Here is a 12,495-nt window from a genome sequence, read left to right on the forward strand (position 1 = left end):
GGGGGGGGGGGGGGGGGGGGGGGGGTGGGGTGGTGTTGGCCCCGGTGGCGCTGATCGTTGACCCTCCTTTGCATCAGGTAACAGTGCTGCAGGCGGCCGGCTATCTGTGGCTGTGCCTGGCGGGCGCCATGCTGGCCTATGGCCTGTGGTTTCGGGGGATTGGCCGCCTCTCACCGGTGGCCGTGTCGGCGATGAGTCTGCTGAGCCCGGTGACCGCCGTGGTACTGGGATGGATATTCCTCGGACAAAAGATCCAGGGGATGGCGCTGATGGGATTGATCGTGGTGCTGGCGAGCGTGATGTCTATCCAGCGCGCGCTGGCGCGTCAGGCGGCGGGAGCAAAAACGAAAAAAGCCCCGTAACGGGGCTCGACATTGCTGCGTGCGGGGTGGGCGGCGGGAGCCAGACCAGCCACCCGCAGGCGGCCTGTCCGGCAGCTCCCTCTGCAACCATTCGCTTATTTAGACAGCTCGGCGGTCATATGGACCTGGTTGCCGGTGTACGCTTCGGTAATGTGATAGGAAGCGCCTTGTTCTTTCGCAATGGTTGCGATTTTCGCTTCTGCGCTGTCCAGGGTGTCTGCTGTCACGCTCACCGGATGAGCGAAGCTAGCGAAAGAGACCAGGGAGAGCATACCGGCAGCGGCGAGTAATTTTACGTTTTTCATGGTGTTTGTCCTTTTAACTTTTATGGTGGAAAGCATGTTTGCTTTCGATGGACTTATAATAAGCCTGCTAACTATAACGCGCGTGGCAAAAAGTGCGATTTAGATCACATTTTTATGGCGGTTTGATGGCGTAAACATGATCGTTTATCTATTTTTTAATTTAAAAACAATGAATTAATGATTTGCTTCTGAAAGGGGGTATCACATGGGCTGCTCTTGTTCAGGGAGAGGAATGCGCCTCATTCATGCTTTCATCATTCGTTGTGTGAATGGTTTGGTGCTGTTTTCACCACCGCAAAGGCAGATTCAGACTTATCGCGATGGCCTTCCGAGGGCTTTTTCTGCATGCTGTTGCGGTCACTTTCTCTCGCTCTGGCGTTAGGCTTGCTGCGCTGTAAACAACCACCCTCGCGTTTTCATCTATCAATGACTGTTTATTAATAGCCGATGGTTATCTGTTATATAACTTAATGAAACGTGAACAAATGTATATTTGTCGGCGAATAAATAGCATTCTTTGACGCCGATAGCACCAGCGAACTTATATTTTTAGGTTCGTTACCTGACGCCTTAAATATTGCGGCTCCCGGTCAGTCGAAGATTCTATTAGCAGTGGCATAAATCAGCATCGCCTGATGTTTCTGGTTCTATGCGAATTCACAGTGTGCTCATTGATTCGTAATTCACTCTGACAAGGAAATGGCAATGAAAAAGGTTCTTCTCTCTGCAGCAATGGCAACCGCGTTTTTTGGCATGACTGCTGCCCATGCAGCTGATACCACTGTTGGCGGCGGCCAGGTTAATTTCTTCGGTAAAGTTACCGATGTATCCTGTACTGTTTCCGTTAACGGCCAGGGCAGCGATGCGAACGTTTACCTGTCTCCGGTAACCCTGACTGAAGTTAAAGCGGCAGCAGCGGATACTTACCTGAAACCGAAATCTTTCACCATTGACGTCTCTAACTGCCAGGCTGCTGATGGCACTAAACAGGATGACGTAAGCAAACTGGGCGTGAACTGGACCGGCGGTAACCTGCTGGCTGGCGCAACCAGCAAACAACAGGGCTACCTGGCGAACACCGAAGCTTCCGGTGCTCAGAACATCCAGCTGGTGCTGTCTACTGACAACGCTACCGCGCTGACCAACAAAATCATCCCGGGTGACAGCACTCAGCCGAAAGCGAAAGGCGACGCTTCCGCTGTAGCTGATGGCGCGCGTTTCACCTACTACGTAGGCTACGCCACCAGCGCGCCGACCACGGTAACCACCGGTGTGGTTAACAGCTACGCGACTTACGAAATTACTTACCAGTAATTCCGTCAGAAAATAAAACTGCCCCGCGATGGGGCAGTTAATAACAATAATAAAGCGGCAATGTCCGCCGCTTGTATTTTTATTCTGAGGTCAGCATGAAGCGTATTGCCCTTTTTTTCTGTTTCATTTTTAGTTTTGCGGCCCATGCCAACAATATTATTGTTAACGGTACCCGCTTTATTTATCCAGGAAATGAAAAAGAAATAACGGTACAGCTTTCAAATAACGCCGACCGTCCGGCGCTGGCGCAGGCCTGGCTGGATAACGGCGATGCCGATGCCACACCGGATACCATTACCACCCCGTTTATTATCACCCCGCCGATTTCGCGCGTTGACGCCAAGAGCGGCCAGACGCTGCGTATTAAGCTCGGCAGCAGCGCCGGTCTGGCGAAAGATAAAGAGACGCTGTGGTGGCTGAATCTGCTGGAAATTCCGCCGGTGGTGGCCAATCAGAAAAATGAAGGCCAGAACGTGCTGCAGCTGGCGATCCGTTCGCGCTTTAAATTTATTTATCGTCCTGCCGGACTGGGCAACCGCGATGCGGCGGCCGAGAAGCTGACCCTGACCGCCAGCGGCAGTGGTCTCGCCATCAACAACCCGACGCCGTTCTACATTACCGTCAGCCGTATTTCCCGCGACGGCGGTAAAGCGCTGAACAGCAAAACCGTGATGCTGGCGCCGCAGTCCAGCCAGACGGTGGCGCTCTCCTCCGCCGTCAACCGCGGCGAAACCCTGACCGTTAACAACATTAATGACTATGGCGCCGATGTCGCAGTGAAAGTGGCCGTTAAATAAGGGAAAAGCTAATGAAGCAGAGGTCATTCTGCCCGGGAAGATTAAGCACCGCGATCGCCATCGCGCTGTGCTGCTTTCCGCCATTTTCCAGCGGACAGGAAAACCCGGGAACGGTATATCAGTTTAACGACGGCTTTATTGTCGGCAGTCGCGAAAAGGTCGATCTGTCGCGCTTTTCGACCAGCGCGATTACCGAAGGCACTTACTCCCTTGACGTCTACACCAACGACGAGTGGAAAGGGCGCTACGATTTACGCATCGCGCGCGATAAAGATGGTCGGCTGGGCGTCTGCTACACCAAAGCGATGCTGGCCCAATATGGCATCGCGGCGGAAAAGCTCAATCCGCAGCTGAGCGAGCAGGAGGGCTACTGCGGTAGCCTCAAATCCTGGCGCAACGAAGAAAACGTCAAAGACAACCTGGTCCAGTCCTCCCTGCGGTTGAACATTTCGGTACCGCAGATCTATGAAGATCAACGCCTGAAAAACTATGTCAGCCCGGAGTTCTGGGACAAAGGTATTACCGCGCTCAATCTTGGCTGGATGGCGAACGCCTGGAACAGCCATACCTCTTCGGTAGGCGGGTCGGATAACAGCAGCGCCTATCTGGGCGTCAACGCCGGACTGTCGTGGGACGGCTGGCTGCTGAAGCACATCGGCAACCTGAACTGGCAGCAGCAGCAGGGTAAAGCGCACTGGAACAGCAACCAGACCTATCTCCAGCGCCCTATCCCACAGCTCAACTCCATCGTCAGCGGCGGGCAGATTTTTACCAATGGGGAATTTTTTGACACCATCGGTCTGCGCGGGGTTAATCTTTCCACCGATGACAATATGTTCCCGGACGGCATGCGCTCGTATGCTCCGGAAATTCGCGGCGTGGCGCAGAGCAACGCCCTCGTCACCGTGCGCCAGGGCAGCAATATTATCTATCAGACCACCGTTCCGCCCGGACCGTTTACCCTGCAGGATGTCTATCCTTCCGGCTATGGCAGCGATCTTGAGGTCTCGGTGAAAGAAGCGGATGGCTCGGTAGAAGTGTTTAGCGTGCCTTACGCCTCCGTCGCCCAGCTGCTGCGCCCGGGCATGACCCGCTACGCGCTCTCCGCCGGTAAAGTGGACGACAGCGCGCTGCGCAACAAGCCGATGCTCTATCAGGCGACCTGGCAGCACGGGATCAACAACCTGTTGACCGGCTACACCGGGGTCACCGGTTTTGACGACTATCAGGCCTTCCTGGTGGGGACCGGGATGAACACCGGCATCGGCGCGCTCTCTTTTGACGTCACCCATTCGCGGTTGAAGAGCGATGCCCATGATGACTCGGGTCAGAGCTATCGCGCGACCTTTAACCGCATGTTTACCGATACCCAGACCAGCATCGTGTTGGCGGCGTATCGCTACTCGACGAAAGGTTATTACAACCTCAACGACGCGCTGTACGCCGTCGATCAGGAAAAAAATAGTCGCAGCAACTACACCCTGTGGCGGCAAAAAAACGGCATGACCTTCACGGTGAACCAGAACCTACCGGACGGCTGGGGCGGGTTTTATCTCAGCGGCCGTATCTCCGATTACTGGAACCGCTCCGGGACCGAAAAGCAGTATCAGGTCAGCTACAACAATTCATTTGGTCGTCTCTCCTGGTCGGCGAGCGCGCAGCGCGTCTATACGCCAGACAGCTCCGGTCATCGTCGCGACGATCGTATTTCACTCAACTTCAGCTACCCGCTGTGGTTTGGCGATAACCGCACCGCCAACCTGACGTCGAACACCTCGTTCAATAACTCGCGCTTTGCCAGCTCGCAGATTGGTATCAACGGTTCGCTGGACAGTGAAAACAACCTTAACTACGGCGTGTCGACCACCACCGCCACCGGCGGTCAGCATGATGTGGCGCTCAACGGCAGCTACCGTACGCCATGGACCACCCTCAACGGCAGCTACAGCCAGGGCGAAGGCTATCGTCAGAGCGGCATTGGCGCCAGCGGGACGATGATCGCCCACAGCGGCGGCGTGGTGCTCTCACCGGAAAGCGGCTCGACGATGGCCCTGATTGAAGCCAAAGACGCGGCCGGGGCGATGCTTCCGGGATCGCCGGGCACCCGTGTGGACAGCAATGGCTACGCCATCCTGCCGTATCTGCGCCCGTACCGGATTAACGCCGTGGAAATCGACCCGAAAGGCAGCCATGACGACGTGGCCTTCGATCGCACCGTGGCGCAGGTTGTGCCGTGGGAAGGCAGCGTGGTTAAGGTCGCGTTCGGCACTAAGGTGCAGAACAACCTCACCCTGCAGGCGCGCCAGGCGAACCACGAGCCGTTGCCGTTTGCGGCAAGTATTTTCTCCCCCGACGGCAAGGAGATCGGCGTTGTCGGCCAGGGCAGCATGATGTTTATCAGCGATGCGAACGCCAAACGCGCGATTGTGAAGTGGAGCGGCGGGCAGTGTTCGGTGGATCTGGGACAGCAAACAACAAAGGATAGCGTATGTCGCTGAGGAAATTACTAACGCTTTTTATCGTCTTAATGGCGCTGGGAACCACCTCGTCCTGGGCCTCCTGTACGCGTCTCTCATCGCCAACGGTGATGCTGGACATGGTGGTGGGCAGGGTGGTGGTGCCCCCGGATCTGCCGGTGGGCTCGGTGATCCTTACCCGCGACTGGACGATGAGCGCTCCCGGCGGGGCAAGCTATCGCTGTACTTCCGGCACCAACCGCTTTGCGGCGAAGATCGTGTCGCCAGGGGCCACGGACCTTGGAAATAAAATCTACTCCACCAACGTGCCGGGAATCGGCATGCGTTTCAGCCGCGGCGGCGCAACGGTAAATATCGTCTATCCCGACGTCTTTTCGTCCCGGGTATATAACACCACCAACTATTCCCTCGAAGGGTCGCGCTTTACGCTGCAGATTATCAAAACCGCGGCAACCACCGGCAGCGGCACCCTGGCGGCGGGTAAGTACACCTCCTACGACTGGGAGAGCGGCGGTAACCCGATCCTCGAAACCTATCTGAGCGCCAACGCCATCACCGTGGTCTCGCCCTCCTGTTCGGTGCTGAGCGGGAAAAATATGAATGTCGATGTGGGTTCCATCCGGCGCACCGACCTGAAAGGGGTCGGCACCACCGCCGGCGGGAAGGATTTTAATATCGACCTGCAGTGCAGCGGCGGCCTGAGTGAAACGGGATATGCCAACATTAGCACCTCGTTCTCCGGTACCCTGGCCACCAGCACTACCGCTACCATGGGCGCCTTGCTGAATGAAAAAGCCGGCAGCGGGATGGCGAAAGGCATTGGCATCCAGGTGCTGAAGGATGGCTCCCCGCTGCAGTTTAATAAGAAATACACCGTCGGCCGCTTGAATAATCAGGAGACCCGCTACATCACCATACCGCTGCACGCGCGTTTTTATCAGTATGGCCCGACGACCAGCACCGGCGAGGTGGAGTCGCATATGATCTTTAACCTGACGTACGATTAATACGGGAGGGGGAATGAAGGGATTGCCGAAAAACACTATCGCGTGGCTGCTATTTTGCGGCAGCCTCGCCGCCCCCTCGGCGTGGGGTTTTGAGACCAATTACGATCGCGGACGGGTCGATTTTGCCGGGCGGGTGACGGATATTTCCTGTAGCGTCGCGCTAAACGGCGGCCAGCATGCCGGCAGCGGTAATGTCTGGCTGGCGCCGGTCAGCCTGGCGGAAGTCCACGATCGCGGGGCCGGGGCGTTTATGAAACCGCAGCCGTTTACCCTGGCACTGTCAAACTGCCAGCTGCGCCATGATGGTGGGGCAGCCTCGCAGGATGAGGTGCGTCGGGTCAGCGTGCGCTGGGTCGATGGTTTTTTACTGACGGCGGTCGGTAACGAAAACGCCGGGTATCTGGCCAATACCTTGCCGGATGGAGCGCAGAATATTTATCTGGCCCTATCGACTAACGATAATAATACTCTGGATAAGAGTAATAAAATTGTCCCGGCGGACCCGCAGCAAAATCAGGTGCGTTTGCAGGAAAGCGCGGTCAGCGGCGGCCTGTTCACCTATTACGTTGGCTATGTTTCGCCAACGCCGAAAAGCGCCACCAGCGGGCCGATTACCAGCTGGGCAACGTGGGAATTAGTTTATAATTAAGTGACGTTAAAAAGCCGGGAATTCCCGGCTTTTTTTACATGGCAATATCATCGGCGACCAGTTGTTCAATACTGACTTCCCGCCAGTAATGTCCCTGGATAGCAAACCACTCCATTCCCTGCAGCCATTCTTTATGGGCTTCGCTTTCGACACCTTCAATAATCACATTATGATGGTTGCGCGATAAAAAGGTCACCAGCGCATCCATCAGCTGGCGGCCGGACTCTTTGCGCATCAGGTGCCAGAAAAAATCCTTATCAATTTTCACATAGTCAAAGTGATAACCGCGAATAGCGTTAATTCCCGCGTAGCCGGAGCCGAAGTCGTCGAGCCACAGTGAGGTATCCTGTGGGCTCTGCCAGGCGGCAAGAGAATTATGCAGCAGATTCTCGGCGTTTTCGGTTACCTCGAAATGGACGCAGGTCAGGGCGGCGACTTTGGCTTTTATATCCTTCTGGCGCAACAGGTTCAGGATATGGTCATCAACGTTAATTGTTGCGGAAATATGGTTACGTAAAAACCAGGCTTTATGCTTTTCAATCAGTGCCAGTTGTTCGAGGAAAATACGTTCACGAACGGCGGCGGTAGCATGGCGGAAAAAATCTTCGGGGGAAATAGAAAGATTATCAAAGCGGCTTAAGCATTCCACCGCGACCAGAGTACCTTGTGGGGAAAACATTTTCTGAAAGACGTAGCGTACAGCGATATCATTACGAGATAAAATGTTGTCTTCGAATATTTTAGTGTTCATTATCCCTCTTCACGAGGTTAGTCAGACAATAGGCAGAGGATACATTAATTATAGGCTACCTGATGATTAATGGGAATGGCGGGAAATGTAAATCAACAGCGAATAAGTACGCTTTATCCGCTACTGATTTACCGGGAGAACATTTAGCATTGATGGAGAGCGGCAATACGCTGATTCATAGTGCGGGAGTTATCAATACCCAGTTTTTGCATGATATGGATGCGGTGGCTATGAACCGTTTTATGAGCAATGCCGAGCAGGGCGGCAATACGCTTATTATTATTGTTGGCAATGAGCAGTTCGAGGATCTGACACTCCCGTGGTGAAAGCTGTTTGCGCAATCCTCGCGGCGGCAGTTCGCTGACGCCTTTGGCGCGCTGGACGATAGATGAAAAAAGAGTTAGCGGAGATTTCTCACTAATAATCATAGCGTTGTCAAAGTTTATCAACTCTCTGCACAGCCCGACAATGTCGCTTTTCACCATTAGCACCGGCTGCTGGCAGCGCAGCAGGGAAAGGCGGAGCGCATTCAGCAGATCGACGATTCTGATGGCAGAAATATCCTTATTAATTAAATTGAAAATAATCGTCTGGGCCAGTGGCAGATGTTTCTCATGGATGACATCGGCATAACTCAGTCGGGTGGCATTTTCATGGCTATCAATAAGGTAGTGATAGATTGAGTGACCAATGAGATTGTCATTGGTGTACAGCAATATACTGTCCAAGGTTGTCAGATTCTCTTTTTGCGCTTGGCTTCTAAGATCAGGTCCAGCAGTATCTTCTCTATTCTGCGCTGGTCATCGAGATGGCGGAACTTAAACTGGCAGGATATCTGATAGTAGCTCTCACTCTCTTCATTAGCGTTATCCAGGGTGATAACAATGACATTTTTGACCACCAGGTCGATGGTGATCTCGCCATATTCTGCAAGCATCAGTACGGCGTTTTTCAGTAAGGCGTTGTGGCTGAGGAATTTAAGATTCGGCGTTTTGGTCATCAATGCGCAACCGCCATCTGAAATGTCTTTGATATCGAAAAGATAGTTTTCGCCGTTTTTATGGCGGCCGCGGCAATAAAAGTCATGCTCATGGCGTAAACGAAAGCGGGGATCGCGGCGACGCTGCACTACCTGCAGGCATTCAGGCAATGAAAAAGCGTAGCGGATACCTTTATCGACACCGCTATTGTCATGTTTTGTCAGGGCCGCATTAAACTCTATTTTCCCTGAATCGCTATGCAGGAGAAAGCGAATTTTATGCCCGGACGGGATTTTGCGATGGGTCTGAATATGAAACTCGGCAAAGTCCACGCGCGTCAGTTGGGTTATGATACTGGTGTTGTTAAAAAATATTTCAATTTCAGTACGTTTGCGCAACTCCTCTCTGAAAATAGCAATAATTTCATACTTACTGGTCTTTATCGTTCCCTCTGTCATATGCATCCCTTGTAAATAGTTGTCGTGAGGCGTTTGATTTTTCTTATAGCAATAGCAACATTCTGATTGGGTTAATCAGATGTTTTTATGAGCGTTTGATGTTATTGACTATCTTTGCAGCCAGATTGATATGTATAAACTTGGAATTTGATATTGTATTTCCTGTAATCAAGAGTTTCGAATTTTGGTCATGACAAAAACGACAACGGCCTCCAAGCTGGAGACCGGTCGAAGGATAAAAACTTAAGTTTAATTAACGGGGATAATGAGAGAACGATCGTCGATCACGCCCCATTTGTAGGATCTATAGTGCCAGTAGCGGTGAGGTTTTTCCAGGCAAATATTGAGGAGGGATAGGGTTCCCTCCATTTTGTCTGGCAGGTCAGCGGCGCGCGGCGGTGGCGATATTATCGAGGGTGCGCAGCGCTTCCGCGGGCAGGGCCAGCTCAGCAGCGGCAATATTTTCCGCGAGGTGCGTGCGGGAGGAGGTGCCGGGGATCAGCAGAATATTTGGCGCTCGCTGGAGCAGCCAGGCGAGGGCGACCTGCATCGGCGTCGCCTCAAGCGAAGCCGCGACCTCGTTCAACTCCTGCGCCTGCAACGGCGTAAAACCGCCCAGCGGGAAAAAGGGCACCCAGGCGATGTGCTGGGCGGCCAGCGCATCCACCAGCGCGTCGTCGGCGCGATGGGCAACGTTATAAAGGTTTTGCACGCAGACGATGGGCGTCATTTTCTGCGCATCCGCGACCTGCTTTGCCGTCACGTTGCTGAGGCCGATATGGCGGATTAATCCTCGCTCTTTCAGTTCCAGCAGGGTGGCGAGTGGCGCCTCCAGCGAACCCTCCACCGGGCCGTGCGGGCTCAGCATACTGCGCAGATTAACCACTTCCAGTACCTCGAGCCCCAGGTGACGCAAATTGTCTTCAACGGCCTGGGTCAGTTCGGCGGGCGACATGGCCGGTAGCCAGTTGCCTTTCTCGTCACGGCGGGCGCTGACCTTGGTGACAATGCACAGATCGTCAGGGTAGGGGTGGAGCGCTTTGCGGATCAACTGATTGGTGACATGTGGACCGTAGAAATCAGAGGTATCGATATGGTTTATCCCGGCCTCGACGGCGGCCTGCAGGACGCGCACCGCTTCTTCAGGATCTTTGGGCGGGCCGAAAACACCGGGGCCGGCCAGCTGCATCGCGCCGTAACCTAAGCGATAGACCTGGCGATCGCCGAGCGTGCCGCGACCGGATAAGGTGACACTGGACATAAGAACTCTCCTCACGGTGGCTAAGCCGTAAGTGTAATCCGCTCACAAGGAAGGCAAAGGGGAGAATATTGTCAGAATGTGCGACAGCAGCTCAGGCAGCCGCTGTCGCCAGAGGGGATTAGCCGAAGAACATCACCGACACGCAGAGCAGGCCTACCACCAGCGTAATGGCGTTACCCACCGAGCGGTACGGCTTCAGCGCCGGAATGAGCCATGTCGACAGCGTGGGCATAATAAACAGGATCATGGCGATAAGCGGTCCGCTGATAGCGTAGATCATTGAGATCGCATTCGGGTTGATAAAGCACACCGCAAAAGTGAAGGCGGAGACCAGCAGGATCGACATCGCGCGGTTGAAAGCGCGGCTCTTACGCACGCCCAGCAGGCCCAGCGAGCTTTTGACGATTTCGCTGGCGCCCTCAATCACTCCGAAGTAGGTTCCGAGAAACGACTTCGACATAGCGACGACGGCGACGATGATGCCGGTCACCGCCAGCCATCCCGGCGCGCCTGGCACCATCGACAGGGCGGAGAGGATAGTCACCCCCTGATCGCGGGCGGTCTCTATATAGGTTGCCGGGATCGCCAGCAGACAACTGAAGACAAAAAACAGCACGCTGGCGCAGATGATGGTGTAGGCCACCTTCATGATTTTTTTGCATTTACCCATGGCCAGGTCGCCGTGTTTCTCCTGCTGATCGATAGCAAAAGTCGAGATGATCGGCGTATGGCTAAAAGCGAAAACCATCACGGGAATAGAGATCCAGACCTGGTGGAGCGTCTGCGGGCTGAACTGCATCTGGCTGGTGAGATGCTCCGGATGCCAGTCGCGGATTAAATAGAGGGAGAGAAACAGGAAACAGGCGATAAGCGGGAAGACCAGAAAGCCCATCACCTTGATGGTGACCTGCCGTCCCATGAGAAAGATCAGGTTGAGGACCAGCACGACCCCCAGACTCAGCAGCGCACGCAGCCCTGGGGTCATCGGCGTGCGATGCGCCACCTGTTCGGCCAGCGAGTTGGTGATGGCCACGGCGTAGATGAGCACCACCACAAAGAAGGCAAGGAAATAGAGGCCGGTGATCAGGTTGCCAATTTTCTTACCATAGTAGTGATTAACTGCGCCGGTGATCCCGGTTCCCGGCGCGATATTGGCCGAGAGAATAAACTGGCTCAGCGCTTTGTGGGGCCAGTAAGTGAGCGGCCAGGCGACCAGCGCGGTGATGAACAGCACAATGGCGCCAGCCGAACCCAGCTGGATCGGTAGAAATAGCGTCCCAGCGCCTACTGCAGTGCCATATAAGGCAAAACTCCATAGAGTTTCTTCTTTAGACCAAATTTTAGACATTATGCGACTTTATCAACCGTCAAACCAAAAAAAAGGAGTGCAATTTACCATATTTATGGTTCGTCTGTTGCGATAGTTTTTGGTGATAAAGTCGCGGCGGATCGTCGAAGATCCGCGCCGGGATTAACCGCGCGCCGTCTGGCGCGGGCGGCGGTGACGAATAACGCGCTCGCGCAGGGTGTCCCATACCCAGTTAAAGGCCATGGTGTAGGGCAGGAAGAAAAGCATAAAACCGATCTCCAGCATAAACGCCTGCAGCAGCGAGACGCCCAGCACGATCGCCACCATGGTGACGCCAATGATGACGAATCCGGTTTCGAAACCGAGCGCGTGCAGGGCGCGTACTTTCAGCTGGCGGGGGAAGCGGGAGACCGGCCACAGGCGATCGAACGCCGCGTTATAGATAATGTTCCATACCATCGCCAGGGTGGCGAGCAGAATGCTCAGTCCGCCCATCTCCACTACCGAGCGCTGCATCAGCCAGGCGGCGGTAGGGGCGAGGATCAGCGTCGCCAGTCCTTCGAAGGTGATGGCGTGGATAACGCGTTCGGTGAGCGTCTTGCGCTGATGTGGGGTCTGTTGCATGGCGAGCTACCTCCAGTTTTAGCCTGAACAGGAAATTACCCGGCAGTTTATGGAAAAATATGATAAACAAAAGATAGGACCCATCGATATTGTAGATACATCATGCGTTATTCACCGGAAGCCTTAACCGCCTTTGTCGAGGCCGGGCGGGGCGGGGCGCGGCTCCCCGCGCCCCCCCCCCCCCCCCGGCGCCCGCCGCCG

General features: G+C 54.5%; 13 protein-coding genes. 6 read left to right on the forward strand and 7 right to left on the reverse strand.

Annotated elements, in window-relative coordinates:
- A partial coding sequence (locus HMPREF9538_RS06505) for an EamA family transporter (protein ID WP_009485904.1) occupies positions 1-362 on the forward strand: 362 nt, incomplete at its 5' end.
- A gap of 95 nt (positions 363-457) precedes the next feature.
- Here the strand turns inward: HMPREF9538_RS06505 and HMPREF9538_RS06500 are convergent.
- On the reverse strand, positions 458-667 hold the full coding sequence (locus HMPREF9538_RS06500; RefSeq protein ID WP_002916131.1) for a DUF1471 domain-containing protein: 210 nt from the start codon (positions 665-667) through the stop codon (positions 458-460).
- Between the two features lie 705 nt (positions 668-1,372).
- On the opposite strand from HMPREF9538_RS06500, the gene mrkA reads away from it, so the two are divergent.
- The 5 genes from mrkA (at position 1,373) to mrkF (ending at position 6,911) form a co-directional block, all read left to right on the forward strand.
- Positions 1,373-1,981, forward strand: a complete 609-nt coding sequence (gene mrkA, locus HMPREF9538_RS06495) for a type 3 fimbria major subunit MrkA (protein ID WP_002916128.1) — start codon at positions 1,373-1,375, stop codon at positions 1,979-1,981.
- Positions 1,982-2,076: 95 nt separating this feature from the next.
- Positions 2,077-2,778: a type 3 fimbria chaperone MrkB gene (gene mrkB, locus HMPREF9538_RS06490; protein WP_004211921.1), complete on the forward strand. Its 702-nt coding sequence runs from the start codon at positions 2,077-2,079 to the stop codon at positions 2,776-2,778.
- Between the two features lie 11 nt (positions 2,779-2,789).
- Complete coding sequence (gene mrkC / locus HMPREF9538_RS06485; RefSeq protein WP_000813718.1) at positions 2,790-5,276, forward strand: type 3 fimbria usher protein MrkC; 2,487 nt, start codon at positions 2,790-2,792, stop codon at positions 5,274-5,276.
- Positions 5,267-6,262, forward strand: a complete 996-nt coding sequence (mrkD, locus tag HMPREF9538_RS06480; RefSeq protein WP_002916123.1) for a type 3 fimbria adhesin subunit MrkD — start codon at positions 5,267-5,269, stop codon at positions 6,260-6,262. Before mrkC ends, mrkD begins: the two co-directional genes overlap by 10 nt.
- 13 nt (positions 6,263-6,275) lie before the next feature.
- Positions 6,276-6,911 (forward strand): type 3 fimbria minor subunit MrkF, encoded by a 636-nt coding sequence (gene mrkF / locus HMPREF9538_RS06475; RefSeq protein ID WP_002916122.1) that lies wholly within the window; start codon positions 6,276-6,278, stop codon positions 6,909-6,911.
- 34 nt (positions 6,912-6,945) lie between these two features.
- On the opposite strand, the gene mkrJ is transcribed toward mrkF, so the two are convergent.
- The 6 genes from mkrJ to HMPREF9538_RS06445 all read right to left on the reverse strand — a co-directional run bounded on the left by mkrJ (position 6,946) and on the right by HMPREF9538_RS06445 (position 12,294).
- On the reverse strand, positions 6,946-7,662 hold the full coding sequence (mkrJ, locus tag HMPREF9538_RS06470) for a phosphodiesterase MrkJ (protein ID WP_004144002.1): 717 nt from the start codon (positions 7,660-7,662) through the stop codon (positions 6,946-6,948).
- A 143-nt stretch (positions 7,663-7,805) separates the two neighbouring features.
- Positions 7,806-8,378, reverse strand: coding sequence for a transcriptional regulator MrkI (gene mrkI, locus HMPREF9538_RS06465; protein ID WP_002916079.1), 573 nt, complete (start codon positions 8,376-8,378; stop codon positions 7,806-7,808).
- Positions 8,379-8,395: 17 nt separating this feature from the next.
- Complete coding sequence (gene mrkH / locus HMPREF9538_RS06460; RefSeq protein ID WP_004152886.1) at positions 8,396-9,100, reverse strand: transcriptional activator MrkH; 705 nt, start codon at positions 9,098-9,100, stop codon at positions 8,396-8,398.
- A 382-nt stretch (positions 9,101-9,482) separates the two neighbouring features.
- Positions 9,483-10,361, reverse strand: a complete 879-nt coding sequence (locus tag HMPREF9538_RS06455; protein ID WP_009485906.1) for an oxidoreductase — start codon at positions 10,359-10,361, stop codon at positions 9,483-9,485.
- A 118-nt stretch (positions 10,362-10,479) separates the two neighbouring features.
- Complete coding sequence (locus HMPREF9538_RS06450; RefSeq protein ID WP_002916058.1) at positions 10,480-11,709, reverse strand: amino acid permease; 1,230 nt, start codon at positions 11,707-11,709, stop codon at positions 10,480-10,482.
- Positions 11,710-11,832: 123 nt separating this feature from the next.
- Positions 11,833-12,294, reverse strand: a complete 462-nt coding sequence (locus tag HMPREF9538_RS06445; RefSeq protein ID WP_002916056.1) for a multidrug/biocide efflux PACE transporter — start codon at positions 12,292-12,294, stop codon at positions 11,833-11,835.
- Positions 12,295-12,495 lie beyond the last annotated feature (201 nt).

Source organism: Klebsiella sp. MS 92-3, assembly GCF_000195655.1.
In the GTDB taxonomy this organism is placed as follows: domain Bacteria; phylum Pseudomonadota; class Gammaproteobacteria; order Enterobacterales; family Enterobacteriaceae; genus Klebsiella; species Klebsiella pneumoniae.